Source organism: Streptococcus pseudopneumoniae, assembly GCF_001068775.1.
Classification (GTDB): Bacteria; Bacillota; Bacilli; order Lactobacillales; family Streptococcaceae; genus Streptococcus; species Streptococcus pseudopneumoniae_N.
In genome coordinates this window covers 17,823-38,284 of the sequence record NZ_JWAJ01000106.1, presented here as the reverse complement: position 1 = coordinate 38,284, position 20,462 = coordinate 17,823, and the positions used below count along the sequence as shown (strand labels likewise).

17 protein-coding genes and 1 riboswitch are annotated in these 20,462 nt (G+C 40.7%); of the genes, 13 read left to right on the top strand and 4 right to left on the bottom strand.

From position 1 onward, the window contains the following. Positions 1–16 precede the first annotated feature (16 nt). The 3 genes from ADF68_RS05825 to ADF68_RS05815 all read right to left on the bottom strand — a co-directional run bounded on the left by ADF68_RS05825 (position 17) and on the right by ADF68_RS05815 (position 2,147). On the bottom strand, positions 17–667 hold the full coding sequence (locus tag ADF68_RS05825; protein ID WP_049549010.1) for a phosphatase PAP2 family protein: 651 nt from the start codon (positions 665–667) through the stop codon (positions 17–19). Beyond that, complete coding sequence (locus ADF68_RS05820) at positions 657–1,220, bottom strand: ECF transporter S component (RefSeq protein ID WP_049549009.1); 564 nt, start codon at positions 1,218–1,220, stop codon at positions 657–659. Before ADF68_RS05820 ends, ADF68_RS05825 begins: the two co-directional genes overlap by 11 nt. Positions 1,221–1,376: 156 nt before the next feature. After that, a riboswitch (FMN riboswitch) is annotated at positions 1,377–1,595 on the bottom strand. 48 nt (positions 1,596–1,643) lie between these two features. Continuing rightward, positions 1,644–2,147, bottom strand: a complete 504-nt coding sequence (locus ADF68_RS05815) for a tRNA (cytidine(34)-2'-O)-methyltransferase (RefSeq protein ID WP_049549008.1) — start codon at positions 2,145–2,147, stop codon at positions 1,644–1,646. A 393-nt stretch (positions 2,148–2,540) separates the two neighbouring features. Between ADF68_RS05815 and trkA the strand changes: the two genes are divergently transcribed. The 9 genes from trkA (at position 2,541) to ADF68_RS05770 (ending at position 13,735) form a co-directional block, all read left to right on the top strand. Beyond that, positions 2,541–3,890: a Trk system potassium transporter TrkA gene (gene trkA / locus ADF68_RS05810; protein WP_049549007.1), complete on the top strand. Its 1,350-nt coding sequence runs from the start codon at positions 2,541–2,543 to the stop codon at positions 3,888–3,890. A gap of 3 nt (positions 3,891–3,893) precedes the next feature. After that, positions 3,894–5,333 carry a TrkH family potassium uptake protein gene (locus tag ADF68_RS05805; protein WP_049549006.1) on the top strand — a complete coding sequence of 480 codons (1,440 nt, stop codon included), beginning with the start codon at positions 3,894–3,896 and terminating at the stop codon, positions 5,331–5,333. 163 nt (positions 5,334–5,496) lie between these two features. Next, positions 5,497–6,129 (top strand): hypothetical protein, encoded by a 633-nt coding sequence (locus ADF68_RS05800; RefSeq protein ID WP_049549005.1) that lies wholly within the window; start codon positions 5,497–5,499, stop codon positions 6,127–6,129. Between the two features lie 60 nt (positions 6,130–6,189). Beyond that, positions 6,190–6,882 carry a CPBP family intramembrane glutamic endopeptidase gene (locus ADF68_RS05795; RefSeq protein WP_049549004.1) on the top strand — a complete coding sequence of 231 codons (693 nt, stop codon included), beginning with the start codon at positions 6,190–6,192 and terminating at the stop codon, positions 6,880–6,882. Positions 6,883–7,237: 355 nt separating this feature from the next. Beyond that, positions 7,238–8,467: an arginine deiminase gene (gene arcA, locus ADF68_RS05790; protein WP_049549003.1), complete on the top strand. Its 1,230-nt coding sequence runs from the start codon at positions 7,238–7,240 to the stop codon at positions 8,465–8,467. 67 nt (positions 8,468–8,534) lie between these two features. Then, positions 8,535–9,548, top strand: coding sequence for an ornithine carbamoyltransferase (gene argF / locus ADF68_RS05785; protein ID WP_186823206.1), 1,014 nt, complete (start codon positions 8,535–8,537; stop codon positions 9,546–9,548). 281 nt (positions 9,549–9,829) lie between these two features. Continuing rightward, entirely contained in the window at positions 9,830–10,777 is a 948-nt protein-coding gene (gene arcC, locus ADF68_RS05780; protein WP_049549001.1) for a carbamate kinase, read from the top strand. A gap of 94 nt (positions 10,778–10,871) precedes the next feature. Further along, positions 10,872–12,380 (top strand): YfcC family protein, encoded by a 1,509-nt coding sequence (locus ADF68_RS05775; RefSeq protein WP_049549000.1) that lies wholly within the window; start codon positions 10,872–10,874, stop codon positions 12,378–12,380. 17 nt (positions 12,381–12,397) lie between these two features. Then, positions 12,398–13,735, top strand: coding sequence for a dipeptidase (locus tag ADF68_RS05770; protein WP_049548999.1), 1,338 nt, complete (start codon positions 12,398–12,400; stop codon positions 13,733–13,735). Positions 13,736–14,284: 549 nt separating this feature from the next. Here ADF68_RS05770 and ADF68_RS05765 read toward each other — a convergent pair. Further along, positions 14,285–15,829 (bottom strand): peptide chain release factor 3, encoded by a 1,545-nt coding sequence (locus ADF68_RS05765; RefSeq protein WP_049548998.1) that lies wholly within the window; start codon positions 15,827–15,829, stop codon positions 14,285–14,287. Positions 15,830–16,041: 212 nt separating this feature from the next. Between ADF68_RS05765 and gatC the strand changes: the two genes are divergently transcribed. From gatC to ADF68_RS05745, 4 genes are all read left to right on the top strand, one after another. Then, complete coding sequence (gene gatC / locus ADF68_RS05760) at positions 16,042–16,344, top strand: Asp-tRNA(Asn)/Glu-tRNA(Gln) amidotransferase subunit GatC (RefSeq protein ID WP_049548997.1); 303 nt, start codon at positions 16,042–16,044, stop codon at positions 16,342–16,344. After that, complete coding sequence (gene gatA / locus ADF68_RS05755) at positions 16,344–17,810, top strand: Asp-tRNA(Asn)/Glu-tRNA(Gln) amidotransferase subunit GatA (RefSeq protein ID WP_049548996.1); 1,467 nt, start codon at positions 16,344–16,346, stop codon at positions 17,808–17,810. The genes gatC and gatA overlap by 1 nt, the downstream gene beginning before the upstream one ends. Then, positions 17,810–19,252, top strand: a complete 1,443-nt coding sequence (gatB, locus tag ADF68_RS05750) for an Asp-tRNA(Asn)/Glu-tRNA(Gln) amidotransferase subunit GatB (RefSeq protein ID WP_049548995.1) — start codon at positions 17,810–17,812, stop codon at positions 19,250–19,252. Before gatA ends, gatB begins: the two co-directional genes overlap by 1 nt. A 124-nt stretch (positions 19,253–19,376) precedes the next feature. Continuing rightward, positions 19,377–20,420, top strand: coding sequence for a 2,3-butanediol dehydrogenase (locus ADF68_RS05745; RefSeq protein ID WP_049548994.1), 1,044 nt, complete (start codon positions 19,377–19,379; stop codon positions 20,418–20,420). The last annotated feature ends 42 nt before the right edge of the window (positions 20,421–20,462 follow it).

The window sequence follows — 20,462 nt, the reverse complement described above, 5'->3', positions numbered from 1 at the left end:
CAAGAAGAGTTAATGCCTACTTCTGCTTGCCTGTAAATCGCCATTGAAAACGCAGTTTATCATAGAAAGGAAACTCCATAAACAAAACTCCTAGGCCTACACAAAGGCTGGCAATCACATCTGATGGGTAGTGAACTCCCAGATAAATTCTTGATACCAATACACTGACGATGTATAAACTTAGCAAGATTTGAACGATTTTTCTCCAAGTTGTATTCTTAATCCGTTGGCTCAAAATCACAATCAAAGATCCTACCATGAGCGTCACAGCCAGAGAATGTCCACTAGGAAATGAGAAACCTTTTTCCTCCACTAGATGTACTATTTCTGGTCTAGGTCGTTGGTAGATATTTTTAAAAGTTACGATTAAGATTCCAGCTAAAGTCAAATTCCCTAGCATGAGATAAGTTTCCAGTTTCCATCGCTTACGGTAAAAAATAAAAGCTACAATGAGAACCCAAGTGATAATGACTGGGATATCAATTAAATGTGTGATTGTTCTGAAAAGAAAGGTCAAGGAAGCAGGTAAGTCACCTCGAATAGCAGTCTGGATTGGTTGATCAAAGCCAATCAGCATATTAGGGTAAAACTTGACAATATAACCTAAAATTACAAAAAGCAAAAGGGCAAAAGAGCCCTTCATCAAATATGTTTGTTTATCTTTCATAGTATTTTAAAGTTGGTTTCAAAAGGACAAACAACAACCAGAAAGAGATGGCAAAGATAATACCTTCAATCAGATTAAAAGGCAAGACCATAGTCATCAGGTAGTTGCTCAATCCTAAGATTTTCTCAATATCAAAATTAGCAAACCTAGCGTACAAAGGAACAGCATAGACGTAGTTCAGAACTAGCATAGCTAGAGTCAAACCAAGCGTACCAGCTATTGAAGCTAGGACGAAACGCATGGTTGTACGCTCTTTTTTCCAAATCAAACCAAAAGCAAGTACAAAGACTCCCAAGGCAACAATATTCATCGGTAAACCAATATAGGTACTAACCCCTTGATTGTTCAAAAGAATTTTCAACAAGGACCGAAGGAAAAGCACTCCAAAAGCTGCTGGTAAATCCAAGACTACCAATCCCACAAGGACCGGTAAAATACTGAACTCAATCCTCAAGAAGGATGCCGCTGGCAAAAGCGGAAAGTCAAAGTACATCAACACAAATGAAAGCGCTGATAGAATTGCAATGGTCGAAAGTCGACGTGTGTTTGTCATAACAGGTTCCTCCAATTTTCTATAAAATCAGAAGAAGTTGGAAAGGATTCCTCTATCTACCCTCTATTTTTATATTCCAAAAGTTTCCCCTCACTCTTTTTAGCAAGCGGTTGCAATTTACCTATAAAAAATCAATTAGAATAGACAAAGCCATTCTTTCGTCTTCTCCCATCCAGACTATACTGTCGGTTGTGGAATCTCACCACATCAGCTTGCGCTCGCGGACTTATTTGGCTAAGATATTTTAGATTTATCTAGACGTCGCAGTCGAAGATAATACTTAAAGTATATCGAGACAAGACAACGAAGAGAAAGCTAAAATAGCTAGTCAAATTCACCGCCGGTCGGGAATCTCACCCAGCCCTGAAGACCCCTTTATGATAACAAAAAAAGCTTGCAAGCGCAAGCATTTTATCTAAGTGTTTATTTCAATTTATCTGTTTCATAAGTGTGAACCAGTTCGAGGCCCACAAAGTTTTGTTGTCGGAGAGCCTCATAGACAATCATACATACTGTATTAGATACATTCAGGCTACGAACATGTTCATCATTCATCGGAATTCTGAGAGCCTTTTCTGGATGCTCACGCATAAATTCCTCAGGCAAGCCCTTATCTTCACGCCCAAAGAGAAAATAATGATCTCCTTCTGTCGTGAAATCTGCATCTGAATAGACTTTTTCTGCAAACTTGGAAATCAGGTAGAGCTGACCATCCATTTTTCCCATAAAATCAGCCAAGCTATCATAAAAATGAATCTCAAGCTTGTCCCAATAATCTAGACCTGCCCGCTTCATCTTACGATCATCAATAGGAAAACCCATCGGTTTGATAATATGAAGGGGCGCATTCGTTGCTGCGCAAGTACGAGCAATATTACCCGTATTTTGTGGAATCTGGGGTTCAAATAATACAATGTGATTTGCCATGCCTTGTTTCCTCTCACTAGTGCAAAAAAATAGCCACACTGCCCGGAGTCAAGCTCAGCAAACAGCGTGGTTAAGGCATCGTTAACTTACCTCACAACAGGTTTGAAGTAAATCAGCGAAACTACTGTTTTAGTATATCACTTTCAGCTTGATTGTCAATAGAAATGACTTGATTTTTTCAATTTTTTTACAAACATATTTACATTAGCTAAAAATGCTTATGTATTCATTAGAATTACACGAAAATAGCTGATTTATATCTTAAATTTTGAACAAGTAAGATTATCAGTGGGACAATTTTCTACCCTAATAATGAAAAGAGTCGGTTGCCGAGTGCATTTTATTCTAAAAAAGAGTATGATAGATACATATTGAAAAAGTAGGTTATTTAATATGAAGATTATTCTTGTCGGAGGGGGGAAAGTTGGTTCTGCCCTTTGTCGTTCACTTGTCGCTGACAATCATGATGTTGTCCTAATTGAACAGAACGAAACGGTTCTTAATTATATGACAAGCCGTTTTGATATTATTGGAATTGCAGGAAACGGTGCTGACTTTGCCATGCTAGAAGCTGCCAATGTTCAAGACTGCGATATTTTCATCGCTATGACTCAATATGACGAGGTCAATATGGTCTCTGCTGTCTTAGCTAAAAAGATGGGGGCTAAAGAAACCATCGTCCGTGTTCGCAATCCTGAGTATTCCAACCCTTACTTTAAAGAAAAAAATATTCTCGGATTTTCTCTTATTGTCAATCCAGAACTCCTTGCAGCTCGTGCTATCGCTAATATCATCGACTTCCCAAATGCTCTTTCTGTTGAGCGTTTTGCAGGTGGTTTGGTTAGTTTGATGGAATTCAAGGTTCGAATTGATAGTAATATTTGTCAGATGTCTATTGTTGATTTCCGTAAAAAGTTTGGTAATGTTATCGTTTGTGCCATTGAACGCGATCATAAGCTCATGATTCCAAGTGGGGATATGGTCCTCCAAGATAAGGATCGGATTTTTGTTACAGGTAACCGTGTAGACATGATGCTTTTTCATAACTATGTCAAATCTCGTGTCGTTAAAAGTTTACTCATTATTGGAGCTGGAAAAATCGCTTACTACCTTGTTGGTATTTTGAAAGATAGCCGTATTGATACCAAGGTCATTGAACTCAATCCAGATCGCGCAGCATTTTTCAGTCAAAAATATCCAAAACTCTATATTGTGCAAGGTGATGGAACCGCAAAAGATATCCTCCTAGAAGAAAGCGCCCAACACTACGATGCTGTCGCAACTCTCACTGGCGTTGACGAAGAAAACATTATTACATCTATGTTCTTAGATAGTGTTGGTGTTCAGAAAAACATCACCAAGGTCAATCGAACTAGCCTTTTAGAGATTATCCATGCACCTGAGTTTTCTAGTATTATCACACCAAAAACCATCGCTGTAGATGCTATCATGCACTTTATCCACGGTCGTGCCAATGCCCAATATTCAGATCTTCAAGCGATGCACCACCTTGCAAATGGACATATTGAGACTCTTCAATTTCTCATCAAGGAAGCCAATAAAATGACTGGCAAACCATTGTCTCAACTTAAATTCAAAAAAGATTTGTTGATCGCTGCTATTATTCGTAATGGGAAAACCATCTTCCCAACTGGTGAAGATAGCCTTCAAGTCGGTGATAAGTTAGTTGTCATCACACTACTATCAAATATCACCAAAATCTATGATCTGTTAGAGAGGTAAGCTATGAATAGAAGTATGGTACGATTTCTTCTTGCAAAGCTACTCTTGATCGAGGCTGGTCTACTCTTAGTTCCAGTTAGCATTGCTCTTTATTATCGAGAATCAAGTCAAGTTTTTACAGCTCTTTTCTCTACCATCGGAATCCTTGTTGTTCTAGGTCTTCTTGGCATCATCAGCAAGCCTAAAAAACAGCGAATCTATGCAAAAGAAGGGGTCTTAATTGTAGCTCTCTGTTGGATCCTCTGGTCATTCTTTGGTGCCCTTCCCTTTGTCTTTTCAGGGCAAATTCCCGATATGATAGATGCCTTCTTTGAGATTAGTTCTGGCTTCACAACAACGGGAGCAACCATTTTAAATTATGTTTCTGTCTTAAGTCGTTCTCTTCTATTTTGGAGGAGTTTTACCCACCTCATCGGAGGGATGGGGGTACTGGTTTTTGCCCTAGCTATTATGGACAATGCTAAAAATAGTCACCTAGAAGTTATGAAGGCTGAGGTTCCAGGACCAGTATTTGGCAAGGTTGTATCTAAGCTAAAAAATACAGCTCAAATCCTTTATATCCTCTACCTGGCTATGTTTGCCCTCTTTGTAGTTATTTATTACCTTGCTGGGATGCCACTCTACGATAGTTTTGTTATCGCTATGGGTACTGCTGGTACTGGTGGCTTTACTGTTTATAATGACGGAATTGCCCACTATCACAGTTCTCTCATCACCTATCTGACAAGTGTCGGGGTTTTGATGTTTGGTGTCAATTTCAATCTCTACTACTACCTCATGCTCCGTCGTATCAAGGAATTCTTTTTTGATGAAGAACTCCGAGCATATCTCTTGATTGTGGCTATATCTACTGGTCTAATCACACTCAACACGCTTCATCTCTATAGCGGAGTTTCTCAAAGCTTTGAGATGGCCTTCTTCCAAGTATCTAACATCATTACCACTACTGGTTTTGGATATGGAGATATCACGAACTGGCCTTTGTTTTCTCAATACATCTTGCTAATGCTGATGGCAATCGGTGGTTCTGCTGGTTCTACCGCTGGTGGTCTCAAGATCATCCGTGGAGTCATCCTGTCTAAAATTGCTAAAAATCAAGTCTTGTCTACCATATCACCTCACCGTGTGTTAACCCTTCAGGTTAATCAAACGGTTATTGATAAGGATACCCAGCACAAGATCCTGAAGTATTTTGTGGTTTATATCATGATTCTACTCAGTTTGATTTTCATCGTCAGTTTAGATACCAATAATTTAATGGTTGTCACGAGTGCTGTTTTCAGTTGTTTTAACAATATCGGTCCTATTTTAGGAACAACTGCAAGTTTCTCAATTTTTAGTCCATTTTCAAAACTTCTACTATCTTTTGCAATGATTGCAGGACGTCTGGAAATCTATCCAATCATACTGCTCTTTATGAAGCGAACCTGGTCTAAACGTTAGAACAATCAACTTTACACCCTATCTTCTCTCTTCAAGGAACCCTTGAAGGGGGATTTTTTAGTTTCAAAAGACAAGACAGCTCTAAAAATCGACAATTGGGAATTTAAGGATTTTTCTCTCCTATCTTTTAGCTATAATAAGAAAAAAATATAGGGGATACTTTATGGAAAAAGTCATGAAATCAATTCGACTACTCTTGTTCTTTGCCTTAATCCAACTGGCATTTTGTAGTTGTATCTTTTGGTCTGGAACCTCTCTGGCCCTCAAACAATCCTGTTTTTATTTTCTACTGGCTTTATTAGGATTATCTGGGTCTTGTGCCTTTATGCATTATTTATCTAGTCACAACCTAAAAAGAGATAGACTGATTGATAGGAGTCGCTTTATCTTTTTATTGTATAGTATGATGGTTATTGTCAATCTCTGTGGTGTTGGACTTGTTCTGTCAGAGAGTATCGTCACTGTTAACTTACTTCAAAAAGAAGCTGTAGAACTCATCCTTCCCTCCTTCTTTTTTCTCTTTGGAGTTGATCTCGTTACCTTTCTCCCCTTGAAAAAATGGAGAAGGTTACAAAAAGATTCCAGTAGCAAGGAAGTGAGATTTTCCGTCATCATCATTTCTATTTTAATCTTCCTACGTAATCCAATCACCATTTTATCGATTGCTTTTTATATTGGCCTTGGTGCTCTATTTCTCAGTTTTTTATTCCCAAAAAATTTGAGACAGGAGGTATCATTCTACGGTCATTTGATTCGGGATATTCTATTTGTCGTCTGTACTTTCATCTTATGGTAACAAATAGAATCTTCTCAGCAATTGTGCTATAATTAGATAAAAATTTTAGGAGACATATCAATGAACTTTTTTAAAGATTTTCGTAAACGACTCGCGTGGTTTGGGATTTTGTTAGTAGCCATCGTGCTCTCTCAAATCCCGATGCAAACTCTAGCTCTGCTAGCAATAAGTCAGATTGAGCCTATATGGTCATCACTTATCGTAGCTCTTATTTCGATTCTTGTACTTGCTATCTTTTTATACGGAGCCCATAAGAGCAAGTTACTAGTATTTAAGCCTAAACTCTTAACGATTAATGATCTTCCTCGTATTGTTTTGAGTTATTTGACAATCTTTGTTGGAAATCTTGTAGGTGGCATCTGGTTACAACTCATAAAACAAACAACAACTTCTAATCAGCAAGTAATTAACAACCTTATTTCTGAAAGCTCTCTGATTAGCAGTTTCTTCCTCATCGTTTTAATCGCACCTATTTGTGAAGAAATCATCTGTCGCGGGATTATTCCTACCAAACTCTTCCAAGGCTACGAAAAGTTTGGCTATATTATTGGTTGGTTGATCTTCCTCCTTGCGCACAGACCTTCTAATCTCCCTTCCTTCTTGATTTATGGCTGGATGTCAGCCGTCCTCACTTGGACTGCTTATCGTACCAGACGTTTGGAAATGTCTATCTCAGTCCATATGCTACTTAATAGTATCAGCTTCATCTTAATGGCACTCTTCATAATTTTTATGAAAAATTTCGGTATGTAATACCCAACTATTCATTCCCTTAGGCTAGATCAATCGTCCTAGTCTAAGGGATTTTTTGTTTCAACAAACTTTTCACCTCAGAAAATCCACCTTTTTCTACAATCTCAAATTTTTTTAAAAAAATTTTAAAAATATTTTTATGCATAAATTTTATAGAATATAAAAATAAGTTAACTTAACATGTATATTTGTGAATATTCTTATAAAAAAAATGTAAGAAATACTTTAAAATAGCCATTTTAAAGCCTTTTAGGCCTTATCATATCCCTTGTAATGCATATTAATTTGTGATACTATTAGCTTGTAAGCGATACCAATATCATTTGGTACACACGAGAAAAAAAGGAGGATCCACATGTCTTCACATCCAATTCATGTTTTCTCAGAAATTGGGAAACTGAAAAAAGTTATGTTGCACCGTCCGGGTCAAGAATTAGAAAACTTGATGCCAGATCACCTTGAGAGGTTGCTCTTTGATGACATCCCATTTTTAGCAGATGCCCAAAGTGAACACGACGCCTTTGCTCAAGCACTCCGTGACGAAGGAATCGAAGTGCTCTATCTTGAACAGTTGGCTGCTGAATCATTAACTTCTCCAGAAATACGCGACCAGTTCATCGAAGAATATCTCAACGAAGCAAATATTCGTGGTCGACAAACTAAAAATGCCATCCGAAAACTGCTTCATGATATTGACGACAATCTTGAACTGATCAAGAAAACAATGGCAGGTGTTCAAAAAGTTGAATTGCCTGACATCCCTGAAGAAGGCAAAGGATTAACTGACTTGGTTGAATCTGACTATCCGTTTGCCATCGATCCAATGCCAAACCTTTACTTCACCCGCGACCCATTTGCGACTATCGGGAATGCAGTATCACTTAATCACATGTACGCCGATACACGCAATCGCGAAACACTTTATGGTAAGTACATCTTCAAGCATCACCCAATTTATGGTGGCAAAGTAGAGCTCATCTATAACCGTGAAGAAACTACTCGGATTGAAGGTGGAGATGAACTTGTTCTTTCAAAAGATGTCCTAGCAGTTGGGATCTCTCAACGGACCGATGCCGCTTCTATCGAAAAACTTTTGGTTAATATCTTCAAAAAGAATGTTGGCTTCAAGAAAGTTTTGGCTTTTGAATTTTCAAACAGCCGTAAGTTCATGCACTTGGATACTGTCTTCACCATGGTAGACTATGACAAATTTACAATCCACCCAGAAATCCAAGGCAATCTTCGTGTCTATTCCGTCACTTACGAAAATGAAGAACTCAAGATTGTTGAAGAAAAAGGAGATTTGGCAGAACTCCTTGCTCAAAACCTTGGTTTAGAAAAAGTTACACTCATTCCTTGTGGTGATGGTAATATTGTTGCAGCTGCTCGTGAACAATGGAATGATGGCTCTAACACACTCGCTATCGCACCAGGTGTCGTAGTCGTTTATGAACGCAACACTGTGACCAATAAGAAACTTGAAGAATATGGACTTCGTCTCATTAAGATTCGCGGCAGGGAGTTGGTACGCGGTCGTGGTGGACCTCGTTGTATGTCAATGCCGTTTGAACGCGAAGACATTTAAATTCTTCCTATTTCTGCCTAGCATCTGCTAGCAGAATCATGCTTGTTAGAAAAGGATATATAGAATGATACATTCAGTATTTCAAGGAAGAAGTTTTCTAGCTGAAAAAGATTTTACCCGTGCAGAGCTCGAATATTTGATTGGACTTTCAGCTCACTTGAAGGATCTTAAAAAACGAAACATCGAACACCGCTATCTAGCTGGTAAAAATATTGCTCTTTTATTCGAAAAAACTTCTACCCGTACACGCGCAGCATTCACAACTGCTGCAATCGATCTTGGTGCACATCCAGAATACCTGGGGGCCAACGATATTCAACTAGGTAAAAAAGAAACTACGGAAGATACCGCAAAAGTTTTGGGACGTATGTTTGATGGTATTGAATTCCGTGGTTTTAGTCAAGATATGGTTGAAGAATTAGCTGAATTCTCTGGTGTTCCTGTTTGGAATGGCTTGACGGATAAATGGCACCCAACTCAAATGCTTGCAGACTATTTGACAGTACTAGAAAATTTCGGACATCTTGAAGGTTTGACATTGGTTTACTGTGGTGACGGTCGTAACAATGTTGCCAATAGCCTTCTAGTAACAGGAGCAATCCTTGGTGTGAACGTTCATGTCTTTTCACCAAAAGAACTCTTCCCAGATCAAGCAGTTGTTGCACTGGCTGAGGGATATGCCAAAGAAAGTGGGGCTCACATTCTCATCACAGAAGATGCTGATCAAGCTGTAAAAGGGGCTGATGTCCTTTACACTGATGTTTGGGTATCTATGGGCGAAGAAGATAAGTTTGCAGAACGCGTTGCTTTGCTAAAACCTTATCAAGTAAATATGGAGCTTATTAAGAAAGCAGGCAATGAAGACTTAATCTTCCTCCACTGCTTACCAGCCTTTCATGATACAAATACAATCTATGGCAGACAAGTAGCTGAGAAATTTGGTGTAAAAGAAATGGAAGTAACTAATGAGGTCTTCCATAGCAAATATGCTCGTCAGTTTGATCAAGCAGAAAATCGTATGCACACCATCAAAGCCGTTATGGCTGCTACACTAGGAAATCTCTATATTCCTAAAGTGTGATACCAACTATAAGAAACAGCTTAGGGGCTGAGACTAGTGTTTTAGTCCGGTCCCTTTTTGTAATAGTTACGAGCTCTGAGTTGGAATTTGAAAACAGTCACATTCAAGCTACTAGCTTAACATTCAACCTAAACCTCATAACAAAAAATTAACTGCCTCCCCAGTTATTTACATGTCTAGAATTCCAACTCTGCTCGTTTGTAGAAAGCCTTCTTCTCAACTTCCAAATCCAAGCTTTTAACCAAAATTGGTTTTTATCCATCCAAAAGAAAGGAGCGCTCATGTCTCATCGTAAAATTGTTGTCGCTCTTGGAGGGAATGCTATTCTCTCTACCGATCCATCTGCTCAAGCCCAAGAAGCAGCTCTGGCAGAAACAGCACGCCATCTGGTGAAACTCATCCAAAATGGTGATGAATTGATTATCACCCATGGCAATGGACCGCAAGTCGGTAACTTGCTCCTTCAACATCTAGCAGCAGATTCCGAAAAAAATCCAGTCTTCCCTCTAGACTCACTCGTAGCCATGACTGAAGGTAGTATCGGTTTTTGGCTCCAAAATGCTTTAGATAATGCTTTGCTTGATTTGAAATTGGAAAAACCTGTTGCGTCTGTTGTAACGCAAGTAGTCGTAGACAAAGATGATCCAGCATTTCTTAACCCAAGCAAACCAATCGGTCCTTTCTACTCAGAAGAAGATGCCAAAGCAGAAAGCGAAAGAACTGGAGCAACCTTCAAAGAGGATGCAGGTCGCGGTTGGCGTAAGGTCGTTGCTTCGCCAAAACCTATCCACATCAAAGAAATCGATAGTATCCGAGCATTGCTAAACGCAGGTCAAGTTGTCATCGCTGCAGGCGGTGGAGGTATTCCTGTAATCGAAAATGAAAACGGTTACCTATCGGGGGTAGAAGCCGTTATCGATAAGGACTTTGCATCTCAACGCTTGGCAGAACTGGTTGAAGCCGATCTCTTCATCGTTTTGACTGGCGTAGATTATGCTTATGTCAACTATAACAAACCAAATCAAGAAAAATTGGAGCAGGTAACTGTTAGCCAACTCCAAGAATACATCCAAGAGGGGCAATTTGCTCCTGGTAGTATGCTACCAAAAATCCAAGCTGCCATTGATTTTGTAACCAATCGTCCAGCAGGAAAAGCCGTCATCACTTCCCTCAGCAATTTGGGAGCCTTGATTGAATCTGATAGCGGAACAATCATCGTTAAAGATTAATATCTTAGTGATACCTTACAAGAAAGTTTAGTCAGCACTCTTGCCACCATCATTCGTTTTTATACTGTGTGACATAGTTTAGGAGGAAAAACAAATGAGTGAAAATAAAAAAAGGTTTCAAATGCCTTCATCATACACTGTTTTGATCATCATCATTGCCATTATGGCATTTTTGACCTGGGTCATTCCTGCAGGTAAGTATGATACCAATGAAGCAGGTAACCTCATCGCAGGTACCTATCAAACTGTTGACTCTAATCCTCAAGGGATTTACGATGTCTTTATGGCACCAATTCGTGCCATGCTCGGTCACGAACCAACTAGCGCAGCAATCGACGTTGCCTTCTTTATCCTTATGGTCGGAGGTTTCCTTGGTGTCGTAAACGCTACTGGTACACTCGATGTAGGGATTGCCTCCATCGTTAAAAAATACAAGGGCCGCGAAAAAATGTTGATTCTCATCCTCATGCCCCTCTTCGCACTTGGAGGAACTACCTATGGTATGGGGGAAGAAACCATGGCCTTCTATCCCCTTCTTGTCCCTGTAATGATGGCAGTTGGTTTTGACAGTATCACTGCCGTAGCCATCATCTTACTAGGTTCTCAAGTTGGTTGTTTGGCATCTACATTGAATCCATTTGCTACAGTTATCGCCTCTGATACTGCAGGAATCTCTTCTATGGATGGGGTTATTCTCCGTGTTATCTTCTGGTTTGTAATGACAGGTATCAGCACTTACTTTGTCTATCGTTATGCAGAAAAGATTCAAAAAGATCCTACTAAATCACTCGTTTACGCTCAACGCGAAGAAGATATCAAACACTTTAATGTTTCAGAAAACGATGATGCACCATCTACTTTGAGCAAGAAACAAAAACATGTCCTCGCTTTGTTTGTATTAACCTTTATCATTATGATTGCAAGTTTCATCCCTTGGGTTGATTTGCATGTTACTGTATTTGAAGACTTCAAGAATTGGTTAATCGGCCTTCCTGTAATTGGAGGAGTTATCGGTTCATCTGCTCAACCATTTGGTAGCTGGTACTTCCCAGAAGGCGCTATGCTCTTTGCCGTTATGGGGATTTTGATTGGTGTTGTCTATGGTCTCAAAGAAAGCAAGATTGTCTCAACCTTCCTAACTGGTGCTGCAGATTTGCTTTCAGTAGCCTTGATTTGTGCGGTTGCTCGTGGTATCCAAGTTATCATGAACGATGGTATGATTACTGCAACCATCCTACACTGGGGTGAAGTTGGCCTTCAAGGTCTTTCTCCTCAAATCTTCATCGTATTGACCTATATCTTCTACCTACCTATGTCCTTCCTCATTCCTTCTTCATCTGGTCTTGCTAGTGCAACTATGGGTATAATGGCTCCTCTTGGAGAGTTCGTCAATGTTAAAGCAAGCCTTATCGTCACTGCCTACCAATCTGCATCTGGTGTCCTTAACCTTGTGACTCCTACTTCAGGTATTGTTATGGGTGCTCTTGCTCTTGGTCGTGTCAGCCTTGGAACTTGGTGGAAGTTTGTTGGAAAACTCGTCATCGTCATTGTCGTTGCAAGTATTCTACTTCTTATCTTAGGTACCTTTGTGCCATTCTTATAATAAAGAGGGAAATACGGATGAAATCCTATATTACAGAATCAATCAAAGAGGATTTTCTTCAAAGTTTGAAAACAATCATCTCTTATCCTTCTGTTCTCAATGAAGGTGAAAATGGCACTCCCTTTGGTCAAGCAATTCAAGATGTCCTGAAAAAAACGCTGGACTTATGTCAAGAACTTGGTTTTAAAACCTACCTTGATCCTCAAGGATATTATGGGTATGCAGAAGTTGGAGAGGGGGATCTCCTTGCCATCCTCTGCCACCTAGATGTAGTTCCTGCAGGCGATTTGACAGACTGGGAAACTCCTCCATTTGAAGCTAGTATCAGAAATGGGCGGGTTTATGGTCGGGGTTCTCAGGATGATAAAGGACCTTCTCTTGCAGCCCTTTACGCAGTCAAAAGCCTGCTTGACCAAGGAATTCAATTCAAAAAACGGGTTCGGTTCATATTTGGCACTGATGAAGAAACACTTTGGCGTTGTATGGCAAGATATAATGCCATTGAAGAGCAAGCCAGCATGGGATTTGCTCCCGACTCATCATTTCCATTAACCTATGCAGAAAAAGGACTCCTTCAGGTCAAACTTCATGGACCTGGATCAGAACAACTCGCCTTAGATGTAGGCGGAGCATTTAATGTCGTACCTGATAAGGCAACCTATCAAGGACCACTTATGGATCAGATCCAGACAGGCCTCATATCTGCTGGCTACGATTATCAACAAAATGACCAGAACCTTACTGTTCTAGGACTATCTAAGCATGCCAAGGATGCTAGCCAAGGGATTAATGCAGTCATTCGATTAGCCACCGTCCTTGATTCCATTCAATCCCATCCTGCACTTACATTTCTTGCCAAAGAAGTTGGTCAAGATGGTCAAGATGGTCAAGGAAAAGGAATCTTTGGTGATATCAGCGACCAGCCTTCTGGACATTTATCCTTTAATGTGGCCGCCTTAACCATTACTCCCGAAAGTTCTGAGATTCGAATTGATATCCGAATCCCAGTCCTTGCAGACAAGGATGCCCTTGTTCATCAGCTGATAGAGTGCGCAAAAGCTTACCAACTTAGCTACCAAGAATTTGACTACCTAGCACCACTTTACGTGGCAAGAGATAGTATGCTCGTCACTACTCTCATGCAAGTTTATGAAGAAAAAACTGGTGACAAGAGTCCCGCTCTATCATCTGGCGGTGCAACCTTTGCACGTACGATGCCAAACTGTGTCGCTTTTGGCGCCCTCTTCCCAGGAAGAGAGCAAACAGAACATCAAGCAAATGAATATGCTATCTTAGATGATCTCTATCAGGCTATGGATATCTATGCTGAAGCTGTTTACCGATTAGCGACCTAAAAGACCTCCTAAACTCCGTCCCAAATCGGGACGGAGTTTTAGGAAAATTCTAAATAGCAAGTCACAACAAAAGCCAAGGAAGGGATTTTCTTGGCTTTTTGCAATAGTTTTAAGGTAAGTTACAAACTCAGATACTCTTTTTCACTACGACACTGAGTTTGGCAAATCGATTCTATTTGGCAAACGAAGTTAGTAAGGCAGTTAGCTAGGCCACTTTCTACACGTTACGACACTGAGTTTTACAAATCGATTTTATTTGCCAAACGCAGTTAGAAAGGCAGGCAGCTAGACCGCTTCCTTTCTGTTACTAGGCAAACTGCCATAGCGGTTACCGATTGTTACATTACGACACACAGTTTAGCAAATCGATTCCATTTGCCAAACGTAGTTAGTGAGGCAAGCAGGTAGCCCAATTTCTACCCGTCACGACGTAAAGTTTTACGAATCGATACTATTCGTAAAACTTTACTAGTGGAGCGCCTAGCCAAGTTCCATAGAAACTTGGCGTTAGTTACTTAGATTGTTACACAATCAAGTAACTTTGGCGATCTACATCTTCTCTTCTAACTCTACATCTGGATACTTGTCCGCAAACCAGCGGAGGGCAAAGTCATTTTCAAAGAGGAAGACAGGCTGGTCAAAGCGGTCTTTAGCCAAGATGTTTCGACTTGAAGACATACGCTCATCCAAGTCCTCAGGCTTGATCCAGCGAACGGTCTTTTTACCCATTGGGCTCATAACCACTTCTGCATTGTACTCATTTTCCATACGATGTTTGAAGACTTCAAACTGCAATTGACCAACGGCACCCAACATATATTCACCTGTTTGGTAGTTGGTATAAAGCTGAATAGCTCCTTCTTGAACCAATTGCTCGATTCCCTTATGGAAAGATTTTTGTTTCATGACGTTCTTAGCAGAAACTTTCATGAAAATCTCAGGAGTAAAGGTTGGCAGTGGTTCAAATTCATACTTATTTTTTCCAACAGTTAGTGTATCCCCAACCTGATAAGTACCTGTATCGTAAACCCCGATGATATCTCCAGCCACGGCATTAGTGACATTTTCACGACTTTCCGCCATAAACTGAGTCACATTCGAAAGTTTAGCCCCTTTACCAGTACGAGGGAGATTGACACTCATGCCACGCTCAAATTCACCCGATACAATACGAACAAAGGCGATGCGGTCACGGTGTCGAGGGTCCATGTTGGCTTGAATTTTAAAGACAAAACCTGAGAAATCCTTGTCATACGGATCCACAATTTCGCCATCTGTTTTCTTGTGTCCATGTGGTTCTGGAGCAAACTTGAGGAAAGTCTCAAGGAAGGTCTGAACACCAAAGTTAGTAAGAGCTGATCCAAAGAATACTGGTGTCAAATCACCTGCAAGAATGGCTTCCTCTGAGAATTCATTTCCTGCTTCATTCAAAAGCTCAATATCATCTTTAACTTGTTCATAGAATGGATTGCTAGCAAAGAGTTTATCGCCATCTTCTAGGCTGGCAAAACGTTCATCCCCTTTGTAGAGTTCCAAACGTTGGTTATAGAGGTCGTAGAGCCCCTCAAAGGCTTTCCCCATTCCGATTGGCCAGTTCATTGGATAACTTGCAATACCCAAGACTTCTTCCAATTCTTGCAAGAGATCTAGTGGTTCACGACCGTCACGGTCCAGCTTGTTCATAAAGGTAAAGACTGGAATCCCGCGGTGTTTGACAACCTCAAATAATTTCTTGGTTTGGGCCTCGATACCCTTGGCAGAGTCCACTACCATGACCGCAGCATCCACCGCCATCAAGGTCCGATAGGTATCTTCTGAGAAGTCCTCGTGCCCTGGCGTGTCTAGGATATTCACACGCTTGCCATCATAGTCAAACTGCATGACAGATGAGGTTACCGAAATCCCACGTTGTTTCTCGATATCCATCCAGTCAGACTTGGCAAAAGTCCCTGTTTTCTTTCCTTTTACAGTACCAGCCTCACGAATCTCGCCCCCAAAGTAGAGCAATTGCTCAGTGATGGTTGTTTTCCCCGCGTCCGGGTGAGAGATAATGGCAAAGGTACGACGTTTCTTAATTTCTTCTTGAATATTCATAAGTTCTCTTTCTTTGATTCTCTATTTTTCTTGTTTCAATGGCTAAGAATGATTTCTACATTGGATTTTACCATTCCTTTCAACACTCCATTATATCGGATTTTAGCATTTTTTTCAATTTCTATTTCTTTTCAGTTCCGCCTCCCTTATTTATAGGAAAATATGGTAAAATAGAACAGATAAATAATCATCATTTCACGAAAGGATACCAGATGAAAATTACGCAAGAAGAGGTAACTCACGTTGCCAATCTTTCAAAATTAAAATTCTCAGAAGAAGAAACTGCTGAGTTTGCGACAACACTCTCAAAAATTGTTGATATGGTCGAATTGCTGGGCGAAGTCGACACTACTGGTGTTGAAGCAACGACTACCATGGCAGATCGCAAGACCGTTCTTCGCCCAGACGTAGCCGAAGAAGGAACTGACCGTGATCGCTTATTTAAAAATGTACCTGAAAAAGATAACTACTATATCAAGGTACCAGCTATTCTGGATGATGGAGGAGATGCCTAATGACTTTTAACAATAAAACGATTGAAGAGTTGCACAACCTCCTTGTATCTAAGGAAATTTCTGCAACCGAACTAACGCAAGTAACACTTGAAGATATCAAATCTCGCGAGACAGCTATCAACGCTTTTGTTACCATCGCTGAAGACCAAGCTCTTGCTCAAGCCAAGGCTATTGACCAAGCTGGAATCGATGCTGAAAATATCCTTTCAGGAATTCCACTTGCGGTTAAGGATAATATCTCTACAGACGGCATCCTGACAACTGCTGCCTCAAAAATGCTCTACAACTATGAGCCAATCTTTGATGCGACAACCGTTGCCAATGCAAAAGCGAACGGCATGATTGTCGTAGGGAAAACTAACATGGACGAATTTGCCATGGGTGGTTCAGGTGAAACTTCACACTATGGTGCGACTAAAAACGCTTGGGATCAAAGCAAGGTTCCTGGTGGTTCATCAAGTGGTTCTGCCGCAGCTGTAGCCTCAGGACAAGTTCGCTTGTCACTTGGTTCTGATACTGGTGGTTCCATCCGCCAACCTGCTGCCTTCAATGGGATTGTTGGTCTCAAACCAACCTACGGAACGGTTTCACGTTTCGGTCTCATTGCCTTTGGTAGCTCATTGGACCAAATTGGTCCTTTTGCTCCAACTGTTAAGGAAAATGCTCTCTTGCTCAATGCTATTGCTAGCGAAGATGCTAAAGACTCTACTTCTGCTCCTGTCCGCATTGCTGACTTTACTTCAAAAATCGGCCAAGACATCAAGGGCATGAAAATCGCTTTGCCTAAAGAATATCTTGGCGAAGGGATTGACCCAGAAGTTAAGGAAACTATTCTTAATGCTGCCAAACACTTTGAAAAACTGGGTGCCATCGTCGAAGAAGTGAGCCTGCCTCACTCTAAATACGGTGTTGCCGTCTACTACATCATCGCTTCATCAGAAGCTTCATCAAACTTGCAACGTTTTGACGGTATCCGTTACGGCTATCGCGCAGAAGATGCAACCAACCTTGATGAAATCTATGTAAACAGCCGTAGCCAAGGTTTTGGTGAAGAAGTGAAACGTCGTATCATGCTAGGTACTTTCAGTCTTTCATCAGGTTACTACGATGCCTACTACAAGAAAGCTGGTCAAGTCCGTACCCTCATCATTCAAGATTTCGAAAACGTCTTTGCGGATTATGACTTGATTTTGGGTCCAACTGCTCCTAGTGTTGCTTATGACTTGGACTCACTCAACCATGACCCAGTTGCCATGTACTTGGCTGACCTTTTAACAATTCCTGTCAACTTGGCTGGTCTACCAGGAATTTCAATTCCTGCAGGATTTGTTCAAGGTCTACCAGTAGGACTCCAATTGATTGGTCCTAAGTATTCAGAAGAAACTATCTACCAAGCTGCTGCTGCTTTTGAAGCAACAACAGACTACCACAAACAACAACCCGTGATTTTTGGAGGTGACAACTAATGAACTTTGAAACAGTCATTGGACTTGAAGTCCACGTAGAGCTCAACACCAATTCAAAAATCTTCTCACCTACTTCTGCCCACTTTGGAAATGACCAAAATGCCAACACTAACGTGATTGACTGGTCTTTCCCAGGCGTACTACCAGTTCTCAATAAGGGTGTTGTCGATGCTGGTATCAAGGCAGCTCTTGCCCTCAACATGGACATCCACAAGAAGATGCACTTTGATCGCAAAAACTACTTCTATCCTGATAATCCTAAAGCCTATCAAATTTCTCAATTTGATGAGCCAATTGGTTACAACGGATGGATTGAAGTGGAACTAGAAGACGGAACAACTAAGAAAATCGGTATCGAGCGTGCTCACCTAGAGGAGGACGCTGGTAAGAACACCCACGGTACGGATGGTTTCTCTTATGTCGACCTTAATCGTCAAGGCGTGCCATTGATTGAGATTGTATCTGAAGCCGACATGCGCTCACCAGAAGAAGCCTACGCTTATCTAACAGCCCTCAAGGAAGTGATCCAATACGCTGGTATCTCTGACGTTAAGATGGAAGAAGGTTCTATGCGTGTAGATGCCAACATCTCTCTTCGTCCTTATGGTCAAGAGAAATTTGGTACCAAAACTGAGTTGAAAAACCTCAACTCCTTCTCAAACGTTCGTAAAGGTCTTGAATACGAAGTGCAACGTCAGGCTGAAATACTTCGCTCTGGTGGTCAAATCCGCCAAGAAACACGTCGTTATGATGAAGCGAACAAGGCAACTATCCTCATGCGTGTCAAGGAAGGTGCTGCAGACTACCGCTACTTCCCAGAACCAGACCTACCACTCTTTGAAATCTCAGATGAGTGGATTGAGGAAATGCGTACAGAGTTGCCAGAGTTTCCAAAAGAACGCCGTGCGCGTTATGTATCTGACCTTGGTTTATCAGACTACGATGCTAGTCAGTTGACTGCTAATAAAGTCACTTCTGACTTCTTTGAGAAAGCTGTTGCCCTCGGTGGCGATGCTAAACAAGTCTCTAACTGGCTCCAAGGGGAAGTTGCTCAATTCTTGAATGCCGAAGGCAAAACACTGGAACAAATCGAATTGACACCAGAAAACTTGGTTGAAATGATTGCCATCATCGAAGACGGCACTATCTCGTCTAAGATTGCCAAGAAAGTCTTTGTCCACCTGGCTAAAAATGGTGGAGGTGCGCGTGAATACGTGGAGAAATCAGGTATGGTTCAAATCTCAGATCCAGAAATCTTGATTCCAATTATCCACCAAGTCTTTGCAGATAACGAAGCTGCTGTTGCCGACTTCAAGTCAGGAAAACGTAACGCTGACAAAGCCTTCACAGGATTCCTCATGAAAGCAACCAAAGGCCAAGCCAACCCACAAGTCGCCCTCAAGCTACTTGCCCAAGAATTGGCTAAGTTGAAAGAAGATTAATATGTAAAAGAAACCAGCCCTGAGGTTGGTTTTTCTTGACAAATACAAGGAAAGCGTTTACAATATTGCATGTAAAGTTTCCTAAAAGGAAAACTAAAAATCGCAACAATAAGGAGTTATTCATATGGCTACAATGAAAGCAGCTCGCTGGCATGCAGCAAAAGATGTTCGTATTCAAGAAGTAGAAGTCCCTGAGGTACTTCCGCACCAAGTAAAAGTTGCTGTTAAATTCACAGGAATTTGTGGTACTGACCTCCACGAATTTTTAGATGGCCCTATCTTCATCCCAACAGAAGAACATGTCTATTCTGGTCAAAAAGCACCAGTAACACTGGGACATGAATTTTCTGGTGAAATTGTAGAAGTCGGAAGCGATGTTACTCGTGTTAAAGTTGGTGATCGTGTTGCTGTAGAACCAATTCTAGCTAAGAATAACTTAGTTGGTAATTATAATTTGGATCCAAACCTTAATTTTGTCGGTTTGGCTGCAGACGGTGGATTTGCCAAATATTGTGTTTTAGACGGTGACTTAGTACATGTCATTCCAGATAGCTTAAGCTATGAGCAAGCTGCTCTCACTGAGCCAGCTGCTGTTGCAGTTTATGCAGTTCGTCAATCAGCACTAAAAACTGGTGATACTGCTGCTGTCTTTGGCTTAGGTCCGATTGGTCTTTTAATTGTAGAAGCCCTTCGTGCAGCGGGTGCTTCTAAGATTTATGCTGTTGAACTATCACCTGAACGTCAAGCAAAAGCTGAAGAGTTAGGAGCTATAGTTGTCCGTCCGGAAGAAGGTGAAACAGCTGTTGAAGCTATTCATCGTTTAACAAACGGTGGTGTAGATGTTTCTTATGAAGTAACGGGTGTGCCAGTAGTTTTAGGACAAGCCTTAGCTGCCGTACATAAAGCAGGTGAGTGTATGGTGGTCTCTATCTGGGAACGAGAAGCAAATATTAATCCGAATGAATTTGCAATCCAAGAAAAGACACTAAAAGGAATCATTGCTTATCGTCATATCTTCCCTAAAGTATTAGAATTGATGGAACAAGGCTACTTCTCTGCTGAAAAATTAGTTACTAAGAAAATTAAATTGGAAAATATAGTCGAAGAAGGCTTTATCGAATTAACTCAAGATAAGTCACAAATTAAAATTTTGGTAGAACCAGAATAAAAATCAATCTTTTTAAGACAATACTAACAGGTCGGAGTAAGC